Annotated in this window: 19 protein-coding genes and 1 riboswitch; of the genes, 7 read left to right on the top strand and 12 right to left on the bottom strand. The window is 61.0% G+C overall.

The window, feature by feature from the left end:
• Position 1 precedes the first annotated feature (1 nt).
• From JDW18_RS00930 to JDW18_RS00900, 7 genes are read right to left on the bottom strand one after another with little or no spacing between them, the layout of a single operon-like run.
• Positions 2-370 carry an EamA family transporter gene (locus tag JDW18_RS00930; protein WP_218241915.1) on the bottom strand — a complete coding sequence of 123 codons (369 nt, stop codon included), beginning with the start codon at positions 368-370 and terminating at the stop codon, positions 2-4.
• Positions 360-1,271 carry an alpha/beta hydrolase gene (locus tag JDW18_RS00925; protein ID WP_218241914.1) on the bottom strand — a complete coding sequence of 304 codons (912 nt, stop codon included), beginning with the start codon at positions 1,269-1,271 and terminating at the stop codon, positions 360-362. Before JDW18_RS00925 ends, JDW18_RS00930 begins: the two co-directional genes overlap by 11 nt.
• Complete coding sequence (locus JDW18_RS00920; protein WP_218241913.1) at positions 1,268-1,981, bottom strand: MtnX-like HAD-IB family phosphatase; 714 nt, start codon at positions 1,979-1,981, stop codon at positions 1,268-1,270. The genes JDW18_RS00925 and JDW18_RS00920 overlap by 4 nt, the downstream gene beginning before the upstream one ends.
• A complete protein-coding gene (locus JDW18_RS00915) occupies positions 1,974-2,909 on the bottom strand; it encodes an HlyD family secretion protein (RefSeq protein WP_218241912.1) in 936 nt (311 codons plus the stop codon). Before JDW18_RS00915 ends, JDW18_RS00920 begins: the two co-directional genes overlap by 8 nt.
• A 3-nt stretch (positions 2,910-2,912) precedes the next feature.
• Complete coding sequence (locus JDW18_RS00910) at positions 2,913-3,668, bottom strand: ABC transporter ATP-binding protein (RefSeq protein WP_218241911.1); 756 nt, start codon at positions 3,666-3,668, stop codon at positions 2,913-2,915.
• Between the two features lie 10 nt (positions 3,669-3,678).
• On the bottom strand, positions 3,679-4,827 hold the full coding sequence (locus JDW18_RS00905; protein WP_218241910.1) for an ABC transporter permease: 1,149 nt from the start codon (positions 4,825-4,827) through the stop codon (positions 3,679-3,681).
• A complete protein-coding gene (locus JDW18_RS00900) occupies positions 4,824-6,182 on the bottom strand; it encodes an efflux transporter outer membrane subunit (protein WP_218241909.1) in 1,359 nt (452 codons plus the stop codon). The genes JDW18_RS00905 and JDW18_RS00900 overlap by 4 nt, the downstream gene beginning before the upstream one ends.
• A gap of 284 nt (positions 6,183-6,466) precedes the next feature.
• Between JDW18_RS00900 and JDW18_RS00895 the strand changes: the two genes are divergently transcribed.
• Together JDW18_RS00895 and JDW18_RS00890 are read left to right on the top strand one after the other, a co-directional pair.
• Complete coding sequence (locus JDW18_RS00895; RefSeq protein ID WP_425514759.1) at positions 6,467-7,189, top strand: response regulator; 723 nt, start codon at positions 6,467-6,469, stop codon at positions 7,187-7,189.
• On the top strand, positions 7,174-8,346 hold the full coding sequence (locus JDW18_RS00890) for a sensor histidine kinase (protein WP_218241907.1): 1,173 nt from the start codon (positions 7,174-7,176) through the stop codon (positions 8,344-8,346). Before JDW18_RS00895 ends, JDW18_RS00890 begins: the two co-directional genes overlap by 16 nt.
• Here the strand turns inward: JDW18_RS00890 and JDW18_RS00885 are convergent.
• Together JDW18_RS00885 and JDW18_RS00880 are read right to left on the bottom strand one after the other, a co-directional pair.
• Positions 8,321-9,904, bottom strand: a complete 1,584-nt coding sequence (locus JDW18_RS00885) for a DUF3482 domain-containing protein (RefSeq protein WP_218241906.1) — start codon at positions 9,902-9,904, stop codon at positions 8,321-8,323. The two genes, JDW18_RS00890 and JDW18_RS00885, sit on opposite strands and share 26 nt — an antisense overlap.
• 2 nt (positions 9,905-9,906) lie before the next feature.
• Entirely contained in the window at positions 9,907-11,376 is a 1,470-nt protein-coding gene (locus JDW18_RS00880; RefSeq protein WP_218241905.1) for a DUF2868 domain-containing protein, read from the bottom strand.
• 176 nt (positions 11,377-11,552) lie between these two features.
• Between JDW18_RS00880 and trpB the strand changes: the two genes are divergently transcribed.
• Both trpB and JDW18_RS00870 read left to right on the top strand, forming a co-directional pair.
• Positions 11,553-12,755, top strand: coding sequence for a tryptophan synthase subunit beta (trpB, locus tag JDW18_RS00875; RefSeq protein WP_218241904.1), 1,203 nt, complete (start codon positions 11,553-11,555; stop codon positions 12,753-12,755).
• 129 nt (positions 12,756-12,884) lie between these two features.
• On the top strand, positions 12,885-14,255 hold the full coding sequence (locus tag JDW18_RS00870) for a glycerophosphodiester phosphodiesterase family protein (RefSeq protein ID WP_218241903.1): 1,371 nt from the start codon (positions 12,885-12,887) through the stop codon (positions 14,253-14,255).
• Between the two features lie 78 nt (positions 14,256-14,333).
• On the opposite strand, the gene JDW18_RS00865 is transcribed toward JDW18_RS00870, so the two are convergent.
• Together JDW18_RS00865 and JDW18_RS00860 are read right to left on the bottom strand one after the other, a co-directional pair.
• Positions 14,334-14,651, bottom strand: coding sequence for a hypothetical protein (locus JDW18_RS00865; protein ID WP_218241902.1), 318 nt, complete (start codon positions 14,649-14,651; stop codon positions 14,334-14,336).
• Between the two features lie 23 nt (positions 14,652-14,674).
• Positions 14,675-15,907, bottom strand: a complete 1,233-nt coding sequence (locus JDW18_RS00860; protein ID WP_218241901.1) for an ammonium transporter — start codon at positions 15,905-15,907, stop codon at positions 14,675-14,677.
• A 214-nt stretch (positions 15,908-16,121) separates the two neighbouring features.
• Between JDW18_RS00860 and cls the strand changes: the two genes are divergently transcribed.
• From cls to JDW18_RS00845, 3 genes are all read left to right on the top strand, one after another.
• Positions 16,122-17,570 carry a cardiolipin synthase gene (cls, locus tag JDW18_RS00855; RefSeq protein WP_218241900.1) on the top strand — a complete coding sequence of 483 codons (1,449 nt, stop codon included), beginning with the start codon at positions 16,122-16,124 and terminating at the stop codon, positions 17,568-17,570.
• Positions 17,571-17,746: 176 nt separating this feature from the next.
• Positions 17,747-18,406 (top strand): HEPN domain-containing protein, encoded by a 660-nt coding sequence (locus JDW18_RS00850; RefSeq protein WP_218241899.1) that lies wholly within the window; start codon positions 17,747-17,749, stop codon positions 18,404-18,406.
• 39 nt (positions 18,407-18,445) lie between these two features.
• Positions 18,446-18,904: a hypothetical protein gene (locus JDW18_RS00845; RefSeq protein ID WP_246610195.1), complete on the top strand. Its 459-nt coding sequence runs from the start codon at positions 18,446-18,448 to the stop codon at positions 18,902-18,904.
• A 39-nt stretch (positions 18,905-18,943) separates the two neighbouring features.
• Here JDW18_RS00845 and metH read toward each other — a convergent pair whose 3' ends face one another.
• Entirely contained in the window at positions 18,944-21,697 is a 2,754-nt protein-coding gene (gene metH / locus JDW18_RS00840) for a methionine synthase (protein ID WP_218241898.1), read from the bottom strand.
• A 36-nt stretch (positions 21,698-21,733) separates the two neighbouring features.
• Positions 21,734-21,828: riboswitch (S-adenosyl-L-homocysteine riboswitch) on the bottom strand.
• Between the last annotated feature and the right edge of the window lie 121 nt (positions 21,829-21,949).

Below are 21,949 nucleotides of genomic sequence, written 5' to 3'. Positions count from 1 at the left end.
TTCAATGCAGCCCCACAACTGCTACGCCAATGGACACGAGCACAATCCCAACCACGCGCATGGGTGCGAGTTTCTCGCGAAACAGCACGCGCCCCAGAATCATGATGGCCACGATGTTGATGGAGCCCAGCAGCACCCCATCCGACAAGGGCACCAGCGACAAAAAGGCCAGCCAGACGAGGAACTCTGCCACATAGCAGGCAATGCCTATCCACAGCCAGGGACGTGCCAGCATGAAGCGCCAGCGCTCCATGCCATCGCGTTCACCGGGTTCGCTGGCTGCGGCCTTGAAGGCCAATTGTCCCCCGCTGTCCACCAGCACATTGAGCACCCACAGTGTCACCACCAGGGGCGAAAGATCACTGCCCATTCATACCTCGGGTCTTCGCGGCCGAGCTGGCAATGCGCGCAACAAAATCATTCATTCGGGCAATCACGGTGCGGCGCTCACGGTCGATGGTGACCATGTGATAGCAGTTGTCCAGCAGCACCAGTTCCACCTTTGCATTCGTCGCGCCGCGCTCAATATCGTGGGCATTGCTGACCGAAGAAATATCGTCTTCCTTGGCGTGAATGACCAGGCAGGGAGCGCGCAGCTTGTGCAGATTGGCCTGCACATCTGCCGACAAGGCGCGTAGCTCAATCACGCTCCACCAGGGGTTGCCCGGCAGGCCTGCAGCAGAGCTGTCGCCGCTGTTCATCTGCTCCACCACGCGGGCGCGCAGGGCCTCGTCCTTGATCCCGTAGGGCGGCGCTTCCATGAAGACACTGCTCCGGCCAATGCCCAGCAGGCGAAACAGCGGCAGCAGGAACGCCAGCTTGGTATAGGCGGGAATGCTCCAGCCGTCATAACGGAAGGTGGTTGAGAGTGCGCAGACACCTGCGACTTTGCCGGGGTGTCGCTCGGCAACAGCCAGCGACAGCAGTGCGCCCATGGACAGGCCGCCCACCACCACCTGGTCCACATGCTCTGCAAAGCGCTGCAGGCCAGATTCAACGCTGGCAATCCAGTCCGTCCAGCGGGCGGCGACCAAGTCTTCCATGCTGCCGCAGTGACCGGCCAGTTGCACACCGTACACGGTAAAGCCCTGCTTGTTCAGCCCCTTGCCCAGCAGGCGCATCTCTGCCGGGGTGCCGGTCAGCCCATGGATGAGCAAGATGCCAGTGCGCGCGTTCTCTCCTTCGCCAGCCATGACGAATTCGTGGGGCGTGAGGCACAGCTGCTGCAGGCTTTGCTGCTGCAGTTGTGCATAGCCGTCAGCCACATTCATGCTGTCAGCTCCATGCCCAGCAGCACTTGTTCCAGCAGTTGCGTAGCTTGCCCGAAATGCTCAAAACGGGCGTGCGCAATGCCACGGCTTTCGCAATAGACAATGAGCTTGTACTTGGCCAGCACAAAATCGGCCTTGCCAGACACGCAGAAATCCGAAGTGCTGTCACCGATGTAAAGCACGCGACCGTGCACGGCCTGCTGCTCGGCCAGTCGCTCGCACTTGCAGTTGCCGCTGGCGCGTGTGCAGTGGTTGCTGGCCCATGGGGAATCCAGACGCCAGCTGCGCTCGCCCGTCTGCACCAGATGGTTGGCAATGACCTCCAGATCCGCCATACCGTGGCGTGCCAGCACATGGCGAATGGCGTAGTCAATGCCATCGCTGACCACCTGCACCTTGACGCCGTGCGCCTTGGCCTCGGCCACGAACCCTGCAAAGTGCGCATCAATCTCGATGGTGTCCAGGTGCTGCTGCAGCTCAGCCTCGCTCATATCCAGCAGCGCGACCTGACCCTTCATGCATTCACGCGAGCCAATCTCGCCGCGCTCCCAGGCGTCTTCCAGCTCTTGCCAGCCGGGCTTGCCAAAGCGGTTGAGCAGGGTGTCCGTCACATCCAGCAGGCTGATGGTGCCATCGAAGTCGCTTTGCACCATCCAGCCCGTAGAGGATTGCCCCGTCGAGGAAGGGAAAATTTGAATACGTTTATTCATGGAAACTGACCCTCACGTTCTGGCCAACCTTGGCATTGACGGGTGGCTGGTCAAACGCCAGCACCGCTTCGACAATTCGTACCGGACCCCGTTGTGTGTCGTCCTGCAAACGGGCGGTTCCATAAACGGGGCTGACGCGCAGCACCGTGGCCGATGGCAGATCCTGCTTGCCCGCCGCGACATCTCCGTCCACAGAAACCTGAGCCTTCATGCCTTCGCGAATCGCGCTCACAAAGCTTTCATTGACCTCTGCACGCACAATCAGCGGGCGCTGGGGCAGCAGCACCGCAACGCTGCTACCGCTTTGCAGCATGCTGCCTGCCTGAGCCTGCAGACGCACCACGGTGGCAGCCTCTGGGACATGCAACTCATGGCGCTGCTGCAAGGCGCGCAGCTGTTCCAGCTTGCGCTTGGCCACATTGACTTCCGCGCCCGCAATATCGGCCTCCGCCTGCGCATCGCGCAGGGCCTGCAGGGCTTCATCCACGTTCTGCTGGTCGGCAGCGCCTTGTCTGGCAGCCGACTGCCAGCGCGTCAGCGTGGTCTTGAGTGCGGGCAGGCGCTCCTGGCGAGCCTTGAGCTTGGCCTGTGCCAGCTGCCACTCCGACTCTGCTACGGACACATCCGCACGCGCTGCATCATCTGCCAGACGCAATACCAGCTGGCCTTTTTGCAGTTGCTGACCTTCCTTGACCAGCAGTTGCTGAACCACGCCTGCCGCCGCAGATGTGAGCTCCAGCAGGCCGCCTTCCACATCAATCTTTCCACGCGCCACAGCCACCTGGCTTTGCGGCTTGACCTGTGCCGCTGCAGGCGACACCACCGAGGCTGAGTTCTGTGACGGAGAGCACCCGGCCAGCGCCAGCAAGGCGGCTGCCAGCAAGGGCATGCCCGACCTGAAGCTGCGAGACATTGGGCTACGGTTCATGAGTTATTCCTTGATGGGGCTGTTCTGGCGCCAGTCATTACGAATGGCGCCGTCTTCCATGCCCAGCACGCGATCGGCGTGGCGCACCAGTCGCGGGTCGTGGCTGACGCACAGCACCGTGGTGCCATGCGTGCGCGCCGCACGGTGCAAAAGATCAATGACGCGCTGGCCGCTCTCGGCATCCAGCGCACTGGTGGGTTCATCGGCAAACAGCAGTTGCGGCCGCTTGGCCATGGCCCGGGCAATAGCCACACGCTGCTTTTCGCCACCCGACAGCTGTGCGGGGCGCATATGACTGCGGTGAGACAGCCCGACTTCGTCCAGCGCCTCTTTGGCGCGGCGCAGAGTTTCAGCGTCTTTCAGGCCCATATACCCCAGCGGCAACTGAACCTGCTCCAGTGCCGTCAGGGCCGGAAACAGATTGAAGCCCTGAAAGACAAACCCGGTGTGACGCAAGCGAAATTTCTCCAGCGCCCCTGAACTGAGGGCAGCCAGATCCTGCCCCAGAGCCAGCGTGCGCCCCCCATCGGGCTTTTGCAGACCGGACATCAGGGAAAGCAAAGTGCTTTTGCCGCAGCCCGAAGGCCCGGAAATCAGGCTCAGCTCTCCCCCAAAAAGGCTGACAGACAAGCCCTGCAGCACATGCACCTGCACAATGCCGGAAACAAAGGATTTCTCCAGCCGCACAGCTTCAAGGCTGGGCGTGGAATTCTTGGCGCCAGTTGCGGCTTGGGGGCGTTCTAGGATCTGTTCTTGCATGCCATGCCCCTCAACGCAGCAAAGTGGCCGGATCGGCACGCAAAAGACTGCGCATGGCGCCCAGCCCCGAGAGCAGCGACAGCACCGCAACCAGAATGCCACAGGCCAGCACCGCCGGCAGATTGATGGCAACAGGTACGCGATAGCTGGATGCAATGCTCAGCAGCACCGCACTGGTCAGCGCGGCCAGCACAAAGCCCAGCCCGCCAATCCAGCAAGCCTGCTCTACCACCACGCGGCCCAGCGCCCCACGGCTAACGCCCAGCGCATTGAGCACCGCGTATTCACGGGCAGAGCCAGCAACCACGGCTTTGAGCGACTGGCTGGTCACGATGGCGCCCACCAGACACACGATGACCGCCATGAAGAGCACGCCTGCACCGGCGCCGGTATCCAGCATCCAGTAGCGCTGCGAGCGCCTTGCAAACGTTTCCGCAGTCCAGACCTCATAAGGACCAAAGCTGCTGCCGCCCTGACTCAGTCGCTTCTGCACTTCCGAAGCCTTGACTCCAGGCTTCAGCCTGGCAACAAAGTAGGTGCTGCCATGTTCGGCGTGAGTCTCTGAAATTTCACGCGCTGTACTGAGCGAAGCCAGAATATTGGCGCCACCCAGCCCACGCAGGCCATCCACCGCAGCCACAACTTTGACGGCATGGTTGTTGATCCAGGCGGTGCTTCCCTCTTGGGCACCCAGGGTTCCCAGGTCGGCACGATCCACGATGACGGCGCCAGGCTCACGCAGCAACTGACGCTGCCAGGATGTGAGCACCTTGGTGAACATCATCGAGTTGTCAGCAGTGCTGATGCCGGACAGGTAAATGGAGACGCCACCGCCAGCCTTTGCCTGCTCTGCTGTGCGGGCACGCCAGTCGCCATCCACCCAGACATAGGGCTCCACATCGGCCACATCTGAATCCATGCGCAGGCGCATCTCCACATCGCTGCCCACATTGCGGCCGAAATTGACGCTTTGCGTGCCTGGGTAGCCCACCCAGAGGTCGGCAGACGAGGCCGTGACATATACCGCCGCCGAGCCGAAAATTCCCAGCACCAGCGCAGCCTGCATGGCCAGCAGAACGCCAGAAAAGCCCACGGCGAACACCGAGGGCACAAAGCGTCGCCACTCATGAATCAGCGTTTTTCGCGCCAGTGCAATCATGGCTGCACCTCTGCGGGCTGCGCGGCAACCACGGCATCAACGGGTGCCGCGCCCACCGCTTTGTACAAGGCAACATAGGCCAGCGCCTGCGCAGCCTTGGCCGTTGCGATGTCGCTCTGGTTTTGCAGACTGGCTCTGGCGTTTTCAATTCCCGCAAGCTCACTGGAAAGGCCCAGTTGCTGGCGTATGGCCTGAGTCTTGTCACGCGAGGCATGTATCTGCTGCGCGGCCTGCAGGGTCTGCTGTCGCTGCTGCTGTGCAGCCACCGCAGCCAGAGCGCCTTCGGCCTCGGCAACACCATTGAGCACGGCCTGACGGTAGGCCTTGATCGAAGCTTGCAGCGCCAGATCCTTGCCATCGGCCACGGCACGGCGACGGCCCCAGTCAAACAGGGGAATGTCGATCTGGGGGCCGACCATGGGAATGCTGTCCGAAGTAGTGCGGTGGTTGCGAGTGAGGTTGTAGGCAAACAGCAGGGAGCCGGTCAGCGTCAATCTGGGGTAGAGCGCCGCATGCGATACACCCACTTCTGCCGCGGCCTGCTCCACCGCAGCCTCGGCGCTTTGAATATCGGGTCGGCTGCGCAGCAAGTCAGCCGGCAACACCGCTGCCGGCTGCACGCTGGGCAATGCTGCTGCGCCGTCTGGCTGCAACCAGCGCGCATCAGGCCTGTCGCGCCCCAGCAGGGCCGCCAGCGCATGTGCCGAGCGGGCCTGCGCCTCGCCCAAAGTGGCAAGCTGTGCCTGAGCCGCATTCAGCTGCAATTGCTGCTGCTGAAGCGAATCTGTATCCGTCAGTCGCTGATCGCGCCGCACTTGCAGCAGTTGCTGTTGGCGCACTGCCTGCTGTTGCTGCTTTGCAGCCAGAGCACGCTGCACCTGGGCCAGCCGGATATCGAGATAACGATGCACGACATCGGCAACCAGGGCCACCCGTGCAGCATGCAACTGTGCCTGTGCATCCAGCACACCGGCGTCTGCCGAGCGACGCGCAGCTTGGGAGTCTCCGAACAACCCCAGGTCCCAGCTCACGTCGATGCTGGCGTGAAAGTAGGAGTCCACCGCCGCAATATCCTGCAGGGTTCTGGCCCCCGTGCTCACCACCGGCATAAAAGGCGCATTGGCCGTGCCAGCCAGCAGGCGCTGCTGCTTGAGCCTGAGCACAGCCTGAGCCACATCCAGGTTCTGTGCCAGCGCCTCATCCACCAGTGCATTCAGGGCGGGATCGTTCCAGGTTCGCCACCACTGGGCCAGCTCAGCCTGCCCTGCAGCTGCCGCAGGCTGCTGCCATTGGGCGGGTGTTGTCTGGTCCAGCTTGACAGCCACAGGCGCAGCACATCCCGCCAGCAATGACATCGCACACAGGCACAAGCAACCTATGCGAATTTTTGAAGCGCGGAAAAGAGGTGTCACAGAGCAGCAAGTCAAGCTATCGGCTTTCACCGAGAAAACCCACGGAAAGCAGAGACAGCTTTCCACCGTTCACCATTGAACGAAAAAAAGCTTTCGCCAGATTGCAAGATTTATGTAGGAATTATGGAGAGTCACCTGCAATCATTTATTGCAGCGCCAAAGCACATAATGTGCAGATAACACGTCTCAGAGAGTCGCTCATGCATGACTTTGCTGCGCAAAAAACCATGAATACCTTTGTTCAACCTGCTTCCACCCCCATGGTGCTCGTCGTTGAGGATGAGCCTGGTATTGCCAGCGTGCTCAGCGCCTATCTGGAGCGCGATGGCCTGCGCATCCGCGTGGCACAGGATGGCGAAGAAGCTCTGCAGCACTTCAGACAACTGCGCCCCGACCTTGTTTTGCTGGACATCCATCTGCCCAAGGTGGATGGCATAGACGTACTGCGCATGATTCGCAATGACAGCGAAGTTCCGGTCATCATGGTGACGGCCCTGGCCGACGATGTGGACAAGCTGCTGGCCCTGCGCCTGGGCGCCGATGACTATGTGGTCAAGCCCTTCAACCCGCCCGAAGTGGTGGCCCGGGTTCGCGCCGTGCTGCGCCGCACCCAGGCCAAGCCAGCCACGGCCCCAGCCCCCATCCGTGTCGGCCCTATCGAAATTGATGTGGATGCCCACAGCGCTGCCGTGTATGACGATGCAGGTCACGCCATTCCGCGGGCCCTGACGCTGACGGAATTTCGCCTGCTGGCCTGTCTGGCCGCCCAGCCCCGGCGCTGCTTTTCACGTGCTTATCTGATTGAAAACTGCCTGCCGGAAAGCGATGCACTGGAGCGGGTCATCGACTCCCACCTTTCAAAACTCCGTCGCAAGCTCCAGCTGGCCGGGCAGGACGGCCTGATCGAGACGGTTCGAGGCATAGGCTACCGTTTATGGCCCTGGGACTGAATCGCATCTGGGTTCGCTTTGGTCTTTGGATCACGGCGGCCGTTCTGCTGGCCATTGCGGCACTGGCCACTGGCGTACTGGCTTTTTCCGAACTGCAGTACCGCGAGTTCTACCGCCACCTGCCAACGCCCATCAAGACCGAGCTGGAATCCCTGAAGTCTCAGGACCTGGAAGACAGCCCCCGGGCGCTGCAGATCTATTCCGAATACTGGGAAGGCGATCGCCTGTTTGGCGAGAAATGGTCGCTGGTCATCGGGCTTGCCGTCAGCCTGCCTTTTGGCATGGCCGTAGGGTTCTGGATTTCCCGGCGCATTACCAGCCCGCTGGCATCCATGGTGGAAGTGGCCGCCCGTGTGGAACGGGGAGATCTTGCCTCCAGAGCGGTCAAAGGCAATGCCCACGGTGAAATGGCCGAAATGATCGAGGCCTTCAACGGCATGGTTGACTCGCTGGAGACGCTGGAGTCAGAGCGCCTGGCCACTGCCGCCTCCATCTCTCACGAGCTGCGCACCCCTTTAACGGTGCTGCAAGCACGCCTGCATGCGATTTGCGATGGCGTGATCGAGAGCAATCAGGCGGAAATGAAGACGCTGCTGTCCCAGGTTGAGCATCTGGGCAGACTGGTGGGAGATCTGCACACCCTGTCCATGGCCGATGCGGGCCAGTTGTCGCTGCGCAAAGAACGCATTGATCTAGCCACGCTGGTCGGAGATGTGGTGGACGAGCTGCGCCCCCAGCTGCAGCAAAGCAAGATGGCCTTGTCGATGGAGCTGCCCGTGCAGGATGGTGATGGCAGCACCGATATCCGTGCCGATGCGGACCGCATGCGCCAGATCATCACCAACCTCATCAACAACGCGCTGCGCCATGCCAGCAGCGGGCACTGGCTGGGTATCCGGGTACAGACGAGCCACAACGCCCTGGGCGAGCCCTGGGTCACGCTGGAAGTCAGCGATGCAGGCCCGGGTCTGGCCGATGATCTGCGGGCCCACCCGTTTCAGCGTTTTGCCCAGGCTCCGGGCATACGCCGCCGCGAAGGCTCTGGCCTTGGCCTTTCCATCGTCAAAGCGCTGGTGACCTCACAGGGCGGCAGCGTCAGCACAGGCCAGTCCGAGCGAGGCGGCGCCCTGTTTACCGTGCAGTTTCCCCGCTACTGAGCACTTGCCCCGCCGTACTCTGCGCCAGCGATGGATACAGCTGGGCCATCACCTGCCGCAGCGCTTGCTGCAGCAGGTTTTGCATTTCAGCGGTCTTTTCTGCAGCATCACCTTCCGCATCAAAACCCGTTGCCGTGCCTTGCACACCACGCAGCTGATCCCAAAGGTCTGCCCATTGCCCGGCCTGCAGCTGCACAGCCGCCTGAACCTGGGCACTCCACTGCTCAGGCGCAGCGGGGCTGGTGTAGCGGCCACGGCCGCGTCCGAAATGGGAGATCAGCAGGTACTTGAGCAGAACCTGGCTCACCAGACTCGTCAAATAGTCCTGAGACAGCTGAAAGCTCTGCTGCTCCTGGTCGAACATCTTGTTCGCGCCCCAGGCTGCACCACCAAAAGTCATAGCACCCACCAGAGCACCGACGAGGGCTCCAGCCCCCAGGGTCAACCCACCTGCCATCAGGTCTGCACCCAGCCCCGTGGCGGCACCTGCTGTCAATGCGCCCCACAGGCTGGCCGCCTGTGCATCCACGGGTTTGCTGATCTTCAACTGGCTGCGCAATTGCTCCTGAATCTGGCTGGCCGCCTGCCCGTCGAGCTGATGAATTTCCAGCAAGCGCTGCGTCGCCCTCACATCCGCCTGACGCAAGGCACTCATCAACCGCTCGACTGCAGCCTTCGCCTTGGCATCCAGACGGTCTTCGCCTGCCCCTGACTTGCTCAGCTTGCTGGTCATCTGGCTCAGGCTTTGCCAGGCACGGCTCAATAGCTTGCCCTGCTCCGGGTCCAGCTTTTCGTACAGGCTTGCGGCAGCCAGCAGCTGGTCTGCCATGACTTGCAGGCTGGCCTGCTCTCGCTGTTGCTGTTGCTGCGCCCTTTGCTGCAGCAGGCGCTGGTAGGCGGGCCGCTTGGCCTGTGGCAAAAGCGGCTCGATGCTTTGCATCATCTTGCGTTCATGCCACCAGCTGCGCGTGAAGGCGTCCAGCACCAGTACATCGCGCACCACGGTCTGAAAGCTTTGCGTGGCCTTTTTCCAGCGCTGCAGGTCTTGCTGCGTCTGTTCGTCGGTGGTGTCGCTGCCGATCTGGTTGAGCAGCACCAGAACCGGCTTGTTCAGCCAGGCCAGAATGTTCATCTCGGCGCTCCAGTAGCCCGCATCTGCCGGGTCTTCCGCCGCATTGACCAGATACAGCATGACATCGGCATGATCGCGCGCAGCCAGCAGGGCGCGCTGGCTCAGGTAAAACGGCTTGTCGCGCCAGCGGTCCCACACATTGCTGAGAAACCAGCCCAGTGGATTGCCCTGCTGACGCAGGCGTTCATACAGCCGCACCGAATCACCGAAACCTGGCGTATCCCACAGCCACAGCTCATCGCCATGCTGCGTTTTTTGCAGCAGATAGCGCTGCGACTGGCTGGTGACATGGGCCGCGTCTTCGATCTCGCCCACATCGTCCGCCATCAGCGTGCGCGTCAGCGTGGTCTTGCCAATATTGGTGTGCGATAGCAGGCACCACTGAATGCTCTGGTCACCGCCGCTGGGTTCTTGCACATCACTCATCATCACACTCCTGCATCCGGCACCAGACTGGCATTCAGACCTGCACTGCGTACAAATTCACGCCACAGGTGTTCACGTTCCTGCACGCGTGATGGTGCGCCCGTGTTGCGCGCACGAAAATCCTCGGCCCAGAGCCAGACATCGGTTTGCGCCCCCCAGCGCTCAAAGACTTGTGCCAGCAGCGCGCCATGTATTTCGGCCTCTGGCGTGGCCGCCAGATTCAGCAGCAGCACCTGCTGCGCGCCGCTTTGATTGGCCTCGGGCAAGGGCGACCCATAGGCCAGCACGGGCAGCCATTCCAGCTGCGCTCCCGCGCCGTAATGCGCGGCCACATAGCGGCGCAATGCGGCTTCGCGCTCGGGCGTGATTTCCAGGCTGTATGGCTGCACCTGCAGCACCGTGGCGCGGCCCGCCCAGTCGCGCTGCAGTTGCTGAAAATACGGCTGCTGCAGTGGCAGTTGCACATGGCGGTTGAACCACCAGAGCTTGAGCCCCTGATACAGCGCCAGCACCAGACGCGGGGCAACCACCACAATGAACAGCAGCAGCGTGTAGAGCTGCACCCAGCGCTGGCCCGCGGTGGGAGACTTCAGCATCTGGCTCAGGCTGGTTTCCAGCTCTGGGGCGCCGTCAGCCGCCCACCCTTGCAGGGCCTGAATCTGCTCCAGCGTCCAGGGGGCCAGCCCCACCAGCGCATGTACGGGAGAAAACAGCAGATTCAGCCAGTTCTGCACTGCTGTGGGTGACAGAAACGTGCTCTCCCAGCCTACCTGATAGGCCTTGGTCAGCCCCGTCAGCCATAGCGAGGCCAGGGCCCCCAGCGCCAGCATGGCCGCACCCAGGTGCATGAGCATTACCCACTGCGCATGGCGCGATCGCTGGTTGATCTGCCACCAGTTCTGCTCGTAGTTCAAAGCCATTTTTCGCAGCCCCGTGCCACGCGCCATGGCGCTCTTGCCTGCCTGCAGTTTCTGCAGCCAGCCACTGGCAGCGGGTGCAGCAGCGCCGTGCGTCGCGGCCAGTGGCTGCACCACCGCCTTGCGCCGCTTCACTAGCTTGCGCACGCTGCTGAACAGCAGCGCGATAAAGACCAGCACATTCCACAGCACGATGCCTATCAGCGACAGCGAGAGCAGATCCACGCGATGCGGATCGGTAATCGCATGCCCGGCAAACCCCAGTGCCAGTGCGCCCAGCAATACCGCCAGCAGCAGCCAGCGCGACATGCCTGCCTGCTGCTGTCGCAGCGCACGAATATCCGGCGGCAACTGCGCCGCTTCAATGATGCGTCTGGCCCTGTCCTGCAAAAAGCGCAAATAGGCTGCACGGCTGCTGCCCTTGTCTGCGCCCAGCGCGTGCAGGCTTTGTGCAGTGATGGCGCTGCAGCGCTCTGCCGTGGGCAGCGCCTCATGGGCAGCGGCCGTTTCCATGGCGTGGGCAAAGACGATATCGCGGGCAGAACTGGCTTTCATGCCTCTATTGTGTTGCAGGCGCATGGCGTTCATAAAAACAATAGCTGCCAGCGCTTACTACACATACGGTTCAAGCATTTTTATGAACTATCTCGGGGCTTGTATGCATCGCTGAACGGCATGGCCTGTGATATGAATGTGCATTCCCAAAACATGCCCATACAGGAGAGACAAGCATGACCCAGAACCCTCAGACCATGCCCGATGCCAACGGCTTTTTCGGCCCCTACGGCGGCCAGCTGGTGCCGCCAGATCTGAAGAAGTGCATGGACGAAATCTCGACCGCCTATGCCGAAATCGTGCAGCGCAAAGACTTTCAGGATGAGTTGGCCGCCCTGTTTGCCGACTATGTGGGTCGCCCCAGCCCCATCTTTCACGCCAAGCGCCTGTCCGACCAACTGGGCGGCGCGCAGATTCACCTCAAGCGTGAAGACCTGAACCACACCGGCGCACACAAGATCAATCACTGCCTGGGCGAAGCCTTGCTGGCCAAGTTCATGGGCAAGAAAAAAGTGATTGCCGAAACCGGCGCCGGCCAGCACGGCGTGGCACTGGCCACGGCCTGCGCGCTGGTGGGCATTCCCTGCGAGATTCACATGGGCCAGGTGGATATCGAGAAAGAGCACCCCAACGTCACCAAGATGCGCATTCTGGGCTGCACACTGGTGCCTGTCACACGCGGCGCAGCCACGCTCAAGGAGGCGGTGGACAGTGCCTTCGAGGTCTATCTGCAAGACCCCGTCAACACCATCTACGCGATTGGCTCGGTCGTTGGCCCCCACCCCTTCCCCATGATGGTGCGCGACTTCCAGTCCATCGTGGGCCGCGAGGCACGCGAGCAGTTCCAGCACAAGCACGGCAAGCTGCCCGACCATGTGGCCGCCTGCGTGGGCGGCGGCAGCAATGCCATGGGCATCTTCACCGCCTTCCTGAATGATGAATCCGTGCATCTTGTGGGCGTGGAGCCCGCTGGCGAAGGCATTGACAAGCCCGGCCGCCACGCAGCCACGCTGTCTGTCGGCAAGCCCGGCGCCATTCACGGCATGCAATGCTATGTGCTGGAAAACGAAGACGGCACACCCGCCGCCGTGCACAGCATTGCCTCGGGTCTGGACTACCCCGGCGTGGGCCCGCAGCACAGCTATCTGAAAGACATTGGCCGGGTGGACTATCAATCCGTGGACGACAAGGAATGCCTGAACGCCTTCATGACACTGTCGCGCGTGGAAGGCATCATTCCTGCGCTGGAAAGCGCGCACGCCGTGGCCTGGGCCATGCATGAAGCCCCCAAGCTGGGCAAGGACCAGCACATCCTCGTCAACCTCTCGGGTCGCGGTGACAAGGATGCAGACTATGTGGCGAAAAAGCTGGGCCTCTGATCGCTCACGCTAAGGCTCAAGCGGGGCATGCCCCGCTTGTTTCATTTCGGCTATCACTCTGGGGCTGTCATACAAGATTCACAAAGCGCCGCAAGCATCCTAGGTCTGTCCATCTGCGAATACACAAACATGCTCACAACTCGCAATGCATCCTCTGGCCTGATCTTGCTGGCCGTCATGGCACTGACTGCCTGCGGCGGTGGCGACGGTGATGGCCCCAAGCCAGAAACCAAGCCCCAGTTTCTGACGCTGGACGGCAAACAGCCTCAGGTGATCGCCCACCGTGGCTACTCGGGGCTATACCCCGAGCAAACCCAGATGGCGTATGAGAAAGCCATTGATGCAGGCGCCGACATGATTGAGCTGGACATGCACCTGACGCGTGACTGCCAGTTGGTGGCGCGCCATAACGCATGGCTCAGCGACAGCACCAATATCGCAGACGTTGCCAAGACCAATGCCTATGTGGCCGGGCGCAAGCGCACCGCCGCCGGCGTGCTGGTCGATGTGAAATACCCCGCCATACCTGCAAACGGCCCTGCCCAGTATCTGAGCGACCTGATTGACCCGAACAACCAGAAATCCGTGCTTCAGGCACTGGTGGTGGACGGAGAAGACCATAGCAACGACTGGTCCATCAGCGACTTCACCCTGAACGAACTGCGCTCTCTGGTGCGCGGCACCACGCTGGACAACCGAGCCGATCGCCCTACCGAGTGGAACGGCAAGCTGCCTCTGATCAGCGCGCAGGACGTCATCGACATCGCAACGGCCAAGGGCAAGGCAGCCGGGCGCAGCATTGCTGTCTATGCGGAAACCAAGAACCCGTACTGGAACAACCAGCAGGCCATTGCCAACAGCTGCGGCACGGGCCAGCATCCGTTTGAAGATGCCGTGATGGCTCTGCTGGAGAAGAACAAGCTCAACGCCAAGGATTCACCCATCTACATCCAGAGCTTTGACCCCGACAGTCTGAAATACCTGCGCAAGGCAGGCATGAAGGCCAAGGGTGTGCAGCTGATTGATGGCAACGATTACAACTTCAAGGACGGCTCCGTCGGCTACATCACCAGCGATGAGTGGACCTTCATCAGCGGCCGCCCCTATAGCTGGACGCTGGCGGGCGATGCGCGCACTTTTGCAGCCATGCAGACCCCGGCTGGGCTGGCCGAAATCAAAACCTATGCCGACGGCATCGGTCCCTGGAAGCCACAGGTCATCGCGCATTCCGTCGTGCCTTACAAGGATGGTGCCGGCCTGAAGGATGTGAACACATTGAAAGACACCGCCCTCATTGCCAACGCCCACAAGGCGGGCCTGGTGGTGCACAGCTTCACCTTCCGCAGCGAAGCCAGCCGACTGGCAGGCATCTTCAAGGGTGACCCCTCGCAGGAATTCCTGGCCTACTACCGCCTGGGTATTGATGGCGTCTTCACCGACTTCACTGCCGATGGCGTGAAAGCCCGCGATGCCTATATCGCAGAGCTGAAGGCAAAGTAAGTCGCCTGGTGATAAGTTGATTCCTGATTTGATAGCGCTATGCGCATATCAAATCAGGGCATCAAGGCATATCAGCCCCTATCTCAGACCACCGATATAGCGCGCCGAGATGCGCAGAATTTCGGCGGCCTTGGTGGCAACAGAATGGTCTTCATTCACCCCCGCTGCGCCTGCGGACTGCATTGACTTGCCAGCCCAGCTTTCCTGCAAGCGCAGCGCCAGACGCGTCAATTCCTCATCCTGATTTTCCTTCGCATGTTCCAGTGCGAAAGCCACCATGGCCTGTGCATAATCTTCATTGCCAGCCATCCATTCCGTATCAGTGACGCGGCCGGTCTTGCGGCGCAACTGCACATGCAAATGCGCTGCAATGGCCAATTTTTCGCTGTCCTCCATACACACCTCCTCGCATCCATGAATCAGTGCTGCCGCTCCAGATGCAGGCTGATGTCCAGCCCCTCCCGCTCCTGTGCAGAGCCCACCCGCAGCGGCATCAGCAAACGAATCAGGGCCAGCACCAGCAGCGTGCCCACAGCGCTGTAGGCCGCCACAGCCAGCACGGCAACCAGCTGGTTGAGCACGGTGGCACCGGTGCCAGCCATCAAGGGGTCGGCAAACACAGCCGTCAGCAAGGAGCCTGCAATGCCACCCACCCCATGCACACCAAACACATCAAGCGAGTCATCCGCCCCCAGGCGGCGCTTGAGCCAGGTCGCACCCCAGTAGCAGACGGCGCCTGCAATCAGTCCAATCCACAGGGCACTGCTGACCTGCACAAAACCTGCTGCAGGGGTGATGGCTACCAGGCCACCCACCATGCCCGAGAGCAGGCCCAGCAAGGTCGGTGCACCGCGTTTGAACCACTCCATCAGCATCCAGGACAGCCCGCCTGCGGCCGCAGCCACCAGCGTGACCACAAAGGCCAGCGCCGCACGCCCATCGGCCGACAGGGCTGAGCCTGCATTGAAGCCAAACCAGCCAAAAAGCAGCAACGCCGTGCCCATGGCCGTCCAGCCCAGGCTGTGGGGCTCAAAAGCCTCGGCGCCATAACCATGCCTTTTGCCCAGCACACAGGCGCACACAAGCGCTGCAACGCCCGCGTTGACGTGCACCACAGCACCGCCCGCAAAATCCAGTGCACCAAGCTGGTTCAGCCAGCCACCACCTTCCCAGACCCAGTGCGCAACTGGTGCATAGACCAGCACGCTCCACAGCGCCGCAAATAGCAGCACCGCAGCAAAGCGCATGCGCTCCACCACGGCGCCGACAATCAGCGAAGTGGTGATGATGGCGAACGCCGCCTGAAACAATGCATAGGCCGCTTCAGGCAGGTGCGGAGCCAGATGGCTGACCGCCAGCACATTGCGTTTGGCATCGAAGTGCAAAGAGGCAAACCAGGCCCGGCTCAGATTGCCCAGCCAGGGCGAATCGGCCGCAAATGCCAGCGAGTAACCGATGCCAAACCAGGTCAGCGCCACAATGCACGCCACCGCAAACACGGCGGCCATGGTGTTGACCACGTTCTTGCGGCGCACCAGCCCCGCGTAAAACAGTGCAATCCCCGGCAGCGTCATCAGCAGCACCAGCGCTGCAGAAGTCATGACCCACGCGGTATCTGCCTTGTCTATGGCAGTCAATGGCACCAATTCCATGCACACCCTCCCTGCTTGTTTGCTTTTCAGGAAGGCGAAGCAGGTTCCATGCCAGAGAACTATTGCGCGCAAACACGTCGCTCATCAATCAATAGCTGGCTGCGCTTTATCCGCAACGGCATCAGCGGCTTTTGGCATTGATTTTCAGTCAGTGGCAAAGATGGCATTGCCCACTGCTTGTATGCTGGGCCAGTCAACCTCTGGACACTGCTTCATGACCTGGCTGCTACTGACTCTTCATGTGTTGTTGATTACGGGCTTTGGCCTGCGCATTCTGCTGCGCAGAGACATGCGCCCCGATGTGCGCCTGGCATGGCTGCTGGTGATGGTGCTGCTGCCCTATGTGAGCTGCGCGCTGTATTACTTCTTTGGCGAAGTCGCTCTGGGCCGTGTGCCCAGCCGAAAGCGGCTCAATGTGCAGGAATTCTGCCAGGCGCACGGCAGCAGCGTGGCGGCAGACAGGCCCTCTGCCACACCCAGCGCAGGCACAACCTCGATTCCTGCACGGTGGCAGCCAGCGTTTCGCTATGCATCGTCCATCAACGGCTTTGAGGCATTGCCCGGCCATCTGGCCGAGCTGATGCGCGATGGCGACCACGCCCGCGCGCAACTCATTGCCGACATGGATGCAGCCCAGCGCGAAATCAATGTGCTGTACTACATCTGGCTGGAAGACGAAACCGGCACCCATGTGGCCCAGGCACTGATGCGCGCCGCACAGCGCGGCGTCACCTGCCGCGCCATGGTCGATGGACTGGGCTCTCGCGCACTGGTGCGCTCGCCCCTGTGGAAGCAGATGCAGCAAAGCGGCGTACACCTCAGCGTAGCCCTGCCCATCAACCGCCCGCTGACCATCATGCTCACCAGCCGGCTGGATCTGCGCAACCACCGCAAGATCACGCTGATCGACGAGCGCATCACCTATATCGGCAGCCAGAACTGCGCTGACGAGGCCTTTCGCGTCAAACCCCGCTACGCCCCCTGGATCGACATCATGCTGCGCATGCAAGGCCCCGTCGTGGCCCAGATGCAGCAGACCTTTGCCAGCGACTGGGCGCAGTCGCAGACCGCCGTCGAGCCCCCATCCATCGCACCGGCTCAGGCCGGTGAGCAAGGCTTTCACGCCATTGGCATTGCCGAAGGCCCCACAGAGCGCCCCCGGGCCACGCCCCAGCTTGTGGCGAACCTGCTGGCCGGTGCGCACCGTGAAGTGCTCATCTCCACGCCCTACTTTGTTCCAGACACCACGGTGCTGGATGCCCTGTGTTCTGCCGCACTGCGCGATGTGCAGGTCACCCTCATCCTGCCTGCGCGCAATGACTCCTGGATCGTCGGCGCCGTCAGCCACAGCCACTACTGGCGCCTGCTCAGGGCCGGGGTGCAGATTCACGAATTTCAGCCCGGCCTGCTGCACGCAAAAACGCTGTGTCTGGATGGCGAAGTGAGCTTTATCGGTTCCACCAATCTGGACCTGCGCAGCTTCGATCTGAACTTTGAAAACAATGTGCTGCTGTATGACACTGTCACCACGCAAGCGATACGCGAACGCCAGCAAAGCTATATCCAGCAATCGCAGCAGGTGACGCTGGAGCAAGTGATGAAGACACCGGTGCACAAACGCATCTGGAGCAATCTTCTCAGCGCCTTGAGCCCTGTGCTGTGAACGGCATCACTTCAACATGAGAAGTGGCTTTTACTGGCTGCAGCGCTGATCCATAAAGCGCTACGCGCTATGAAATTCATATTGAACCCTCATACCGCTGCCGCCTGCAGGTAAGTCATTGCTCTGTTTCCCATAGCTCTCTAAGCTCTGGCCAGACCAAGAGAGGAAACCACGTCATGCAGGCCACACACACCGCACTCAAAGAACGCCACCGCGCCATACGTGATGGCATGCCGGAAGCACTCAATCTGCGCATTCACCGCTCGCTCAGCTGGCTGCACCGCGCCAGCCAGTGCCATGACGATGTGGACGCGCGCTTTATCTTTCTGTGGATTGCCTTCAACGCTGCATACGCACAGGAAATCCCGCGCGGCCAGCACCTGTCGCAGCAGGAGAGCTTTCGCAGCTTTTTGCACAAGCTCGACGGGCTCGACACCCGCAAGCAGCTCCACACCCTGGTCTGGAACACCTTCAGCGGCCCCATTCGCGTGCTGCTGGACAACCCCTATGTCTTCGAATCCTTCTGGAGCCACCAGCGCGGTGAAATCGACGCAACCACCTGGCAGGAACGCTTTGCCGCTGGCAAACGCAAAGCCGCCATCCTGCTGGCACAAAGCCAGACGCCCGAGCTGCTGGGCCTGGTCTTTCAGCGCATCTACACCTTGCGCAACCAGCTCATGCACGGCGGCGCCACCTGGAACAGCCAGATCAACCGCGCCCAGGTGCAGGACTGCTCCAACATCATGGGACAACTTGTGCCGGTGGTGATTGATCTGATGATGTCCAACCCGGACACGATCTGGGGGGATGCCTGCTATCCCGTGGTGAATAGCTAAGAGCTACTAAGTTATATTTCGCAACAAAGGAGATACATTTTGAAATACTTAGTGGTTCTGGGTGCAGCGATTTTGATGACAGGCTGCGCGTCAGTTGTGAATGATTCAACCCATCCAGTCAAAATCGAAACCAAAACCGAAGACGGCAAACTTATAAACGGTGCCGACTGTAAGCTTACAAACGACTATGGTAGCTTTAGTACGAAATCTGGAGACACAGTCCAAGTACGTCGCTCCAGCAAAGATCTGGATATCGTATGCAAAGCTCCGGAACAAATGGATGCATCCGGCCGCGCTATTTCCAGAGCCAATGGAGGCATGTTTGGGAACATCCTTCTCGGCGGAGGTATTGGCGCCATCATTGATCACAATAAAGGCACTGCATACACCTATCCAACATGGATTCAGCTGATTTTTGGTAAGAGCTTAGTCTTTGACCGTACCGCAGAAAAAGAAGGGCAACCAACAGTCGCAGCCGAACAAGGTAGTGCTCAATAAAAAAGGCCGCGTCAGCGGCCTTTTTTACATCATCAGCGATCAGCCCAAATTCGGCGCCAGGAAGCGGCGCAGCTCTTCAATATCCATATCGCGGCGTGCCGCCATGTCGGCCAGCTGGTCTTCGCCGATCTGGCCCACGTTGAAGTACACGGCATCGGGGTTGCCGATGTAGAAACCGCTGACGCTGGAGGCCGGGTTCATGGCCAGGCTCTCCGTCAGCGTCATGCCGATTTCGTCGGCCTGCAGCACCTTGAACAGGTCGATCTTGGCCGTATGGTCCGGGCAGGCGGGGTAGCCGGGCGCAGGGCGGATGCCCTGGTACTGTTCCTTGATGAGTTGCTCGTTGCTGAGGTTCTCCTCAGCCGCGTAGCCCCACAAGTCCTTGCGCACGCGCTGGTGCAGGCATTCGGCAAAGGCTTCGGCCAGACGGTCGGCCAGGGCTTTGAACATGATGCCGCTGTAGTCGTCCAGCGCAGCTTCAAATTCCTTGTCCTTCTTTTCGGCGCCAATGCCGGCGGTGACGGCAAACATGCCGGCGTAGTCCGCAATGCCGGTGTCCTTAGGGGCCACAAAGTCGCTCAGGCAGCGGCTGGGGCGCATTACGCCATCAATCGCCTGCTTTTCGGTCTGCTGGCGCATGCCGTACCAGGTGGAGAGCACCTGCGTGCGCGATTCGTCGGTGTAGAACACGATGTCGTCACCCACGCGGTTGGCGGGGAACAGGCCCATCACGCCATTGGCCTGCAGCCAGCGGCCTTCGATGATCTTTTTGAGCATGGCCTTGGCGTCGTCAAACACCTTACGGGCCTGCTCGCCCACGATCTCGTCGTCGAGGATGGCGGGGTAAGGGCCAGCCAAATCCCAGGTCTGGAAGAACGGGCCCCAGTCGATGTACTGGGCGATCTCGGCCAGATCAAAGTTCTTGAACACCTTGCGGCCCAAAGCGCGGGGCACCACGGGCGCGTGCTGCGCAAAATCGACCGGCGTGGCGTTGGCGCGGGCCTTGTCCAGCGACCACATGGGTGTGGCTTTTTTGTTGGCGTGCTGGGTGCGTACCTTGTCGTAGTCGGCCTGCACTTCCTGCAGGTAGTTGTCTTTGTTCTCGCCCAGCAGGCTTTGCGCCACGCTGACGGAGCGCGAAGCATCGGGCACATAGACCACCGGGCCGTCGTACTTGGGCGCAATCTTCACGGCCGTGTGCACGCGCGAGCAGGTGGCGCCGCCGATCAACAGCGGAATCTTCTTGATGCGGAAGTAGTCGTCCTTGTCCATCTCGCCCGCCACGTACTGCATCTCTTCGAGGCTGGGGGTGATGAGGCCGGACAGGCCAATGATGTCTGCGCCCTCGGCCTTGGCGCGCGCCAGGATCTCGTGGCAGGGCACCATCACGCCCATGTTGATGACTTCAAAGTTATTGCACTGCAGCACCACGGTAACGATGTTCTTGCCGATGTCGTGCACATCGCCCTTGACGGTGGCGATCACGATCTTGCCCTTGCTGCTCACATCCAGGCCCGCAGCTTCCTGCTGGCGCTTTTCTTCTTCGATGTAAGGCACCAGATGGGCCACGGCCTGCTTCATCACGCGGGCGGATTTCACCACCTGGGGCAGGAACATCTTGCCGGCGCCAAACAGGTCACCCACGATGTTCATGCCATCCATCAACGGCCCTTCAATCACGTGCAGCGGGCGGCCACCGCCCTGCACCACGATTTTCTGGTAAGCCTCTTCCGTATCTTCGGTGATGAAGTCGGTAATGCCGTGCACCAGCGCGTGTGACAGGCGCTCGTTGACGGTCTTGGGGTGCTCCGGCGTGCCGCGCCATTCCAGCTTTTTGCTGTCGTCCTTGGCGGCGCCCTTGGCGCTGTCCGCAATCTCCAGCAGGCGCTCGGCAGCGTCGGGGCGGCGGTTCAGCACCACGTCTTCCACGCGCTCGCGCAGCTGGGGTTCCAGATCGTCGTACACGCCCACCATGCCGGCGTTGACGATGCCCATGTCCATGCCCGCCTTGATGGCGTGGTACAGGAACACGGTGTGAATCGCCTCGCGCACCGGGTCGTTGCCACGGAAGGAGAAAGAGACGTTGGACACGCCGCCGCTCACCTTGGCGCCCGGCAGGTTCTGCTTGATCCAGCGCGTGGCTTCGATGAAGTCCACGCCGTAGTTGTTGTGCTCTTCGATGCCGGTGGCCACGGCAAAGATGTTGGGGTCGAAGATGATGTCCTCGGGCGCAAAGCCCACTTCATCCACCAGGATGCGGTAGGCACGCTCGCAAATCTCGGTCTTGCGCGCAAAGGTGTCGGCCTGGCCTTTTTCGTCAAAGGCCATCACCACGGCAGCCGCGCCGTAGCGCTTGACCAGTTTTGCGTGCTTCTTGAACTCGTCAACGCCTTCCTTCATGGAGATCGAGTTGACGATGCCCTTGCCCTGCAGGCAGCGCAGACCGGCTTCGATCACCTCCCACTTGGAGCTGTCCACCATCACCGGCACCTTGGCGATGTCGGGCTCGGAGGCAATCAGGTTCAAAAAGCGCACCATGGCGGCCTTGCTGTCCAGCATGGCTTCGTCCATGTTCACGTCGATCACCTGGGCGCCGTTTTCCACCTGCTGGCGGGCCACGGCCAGGGCCTCTTCGTACTGCTCGTTCAGGATCAGGCGCGCAAAGGCCTTGGAGCCGGTGACGTTGGTGCGCTCGCCCACGTTGACGAACAGCGTGTCGTCGCCAATGAACACGGGCTCCAGGCCCGACAGGCGCATGGGAGGAATGGCGGTGGAAGGGGTAACAGCAGACATCAGCTCACCTGTGTGAAAACCAGAAACAGAATCGAAAACAGGTGAGCGCCGTTGATAAGACAGGAACATGTCCTGCCGACCCCGAGCCTGACCGGCCATGCATGGCAGCAGCTGCAGCGCTCCTCGAGGCGAAGCCCGTCATTCTAAGGGGTGGTGCTTTGTCGTGGGCTCAGCCCTGCTTTGACCTGCACTTGCCTATCGCAGATAGAAGCAACGGGCTCTGAAAAAGTAATCGCTCTCCCAGGAAATTTC

This window comes from Comamonas fluminis, from assembly GCF_019186805.1.
Lineage (GTDB): Bacteria > Pseudomonadota > Gammaproteobacteria > Burkholderiales > Burkholderiaceae_C > Comamonas > Comamonas fluminis.
Note: the sequence above shows the minus strand (reverse complement) of the source record. Positions and strands in the feature narration are given on the sequence as shown.

What these genes read in the sequence shown, in the direction of transcription:
- JDW18_RS00930 (WP_218241915.1), bottom strand. Translation starts at nt 370, where the DNA reads ATGGGCAGTGATCTTTCGCCCCTGGTGGTGACACTGTGGGTGCTCAAT.
- JDW18_RS00925 (WP_218241914.1), bottom strand. Translation starts at nt 1,271, where the DNA reads ATGAATGTGGCTGACGGCTATGCACAACTGCAGCAGCAAAGCCTGCAG.
- JDW18_RS00920 (WP_218241913.1), bottom strand. Translation starts at nt 1,981, where the DNA reads ATGAATAAACGTATTCAAATTTTCCCTTCCTCGACGGGGCAATCCTCT.
- JDW18_RS00915 (WP_218241912.1), bottom strand. Translation starts at nt 2,909, where the DNA reads ATGAACCGTAGCCCAATGTCTCGCAGCTTCAGGTCGGGCATGCCCTTG.
- JDW18_RS00910 (WP_218241911.1), bottom strand. Translation starts at nt 3,668, where the DNA reads ATGCAAGAACAGATCCTAGAACGCCCCCAAGCCGCAACTGGCGCCAAG.
- JDW18_RS00905 (WP_218241910.1), bottom strand. Translation starts at nt 4,827, where the DNA reads ATGATTGCACTGGCGCGAAAAACGCTGATTCATGAGTGGCGACGCTTT.
- JDW18_RS00900 (WP_218241909.1), bottom strand. Translation starts at nt 6,182, where the DNA reads ATGTCATTGCTGGCGGGATGTGCTGCGCCTGTGGCTGTCAAGCTGGAC.
- JDW18_RS00895 (WP_425514759.1), top strand. Translation starts at nt 6,467, where the DNA reads ATGAATACCTTTGTTCAACCTGCTTCCACCCCCATGGTGCTCGTCGTT.
- JDW18_RS00890 (WP_218241907.1), top strand. Translation starts at nt 7,174, where the DNA reads ATGGCCCTGGGACTGAATCGCATCTGGGTTCGCTTTGGTCTTTGGATC.
- JDW18_RS00885 (WP_218241906.1), bottom strand. Translation starts at nt 9,904, where the DNA reads ATGAGTGATGTGCAAGAACCCAGCGGCGGTGACCAGAGCATTCAGTGG.
- JDW18_RS00880 (WP_218241905.1), bottom strand. Translation starts at nt 11,376, where the DNA reads ATGAAAGCCAGTTCTGCCCGCGATATCGTCTTTGCCCACGCCATGGAA.
- trpB (WP_218241904.1), top strand. Translation starts at nt 11,553, where the DNA reads ATGACCCAGAACCCTCAGACCATGCCCGATGCCAACGGCTTTTTCGGC.
- JDW18_RS00870 (WP_218241903.1), top strand. Translation starts at nt 12,885, where the DNA reads ATGCTCACAACTCGCAATGCATCCTCTGGCCTGATCTTGCTGGCCGTC.
- JDW18_RS00865 (WP_218241902.1), bottom strand. Translation starts at nt 14,651, where the DNA reads ATGGAGGACAGCGAAAAATTGGCCATTGCAGCGCATTTGCATGTGCAG.
- JDW18_RS00860 (WP_218241901.1), bottom strand. Translation starts at nt 15,907, where the DNA reads ATGGAATTGGTGCCATTGACTGCCATAGACAAGGCAGATACCGCGTGG.
- cls (WP_218241900.1), top strand. Translation starts at nt 16,122, where the DNA reads ATGACCTGGCTGCTACTGACTCTTCATGTGTTGTTGATTACGGGCTTT.
- JDW18_RS00850 (WP_218241899.1), top strand. Translation starts at nt 17,747, where the DNA reads ATGCAGGCCACACACACCGCACTCAAAGAACGCCACCGCGCCATACGT.
- metH (WP_218241898.1), bottom strand. Translation starts at nt 21,697, where the DNA reads ATGTCTGCTGTTACCCCTTCCACCGCCATTCCTCCCATGCGCCTGTCG.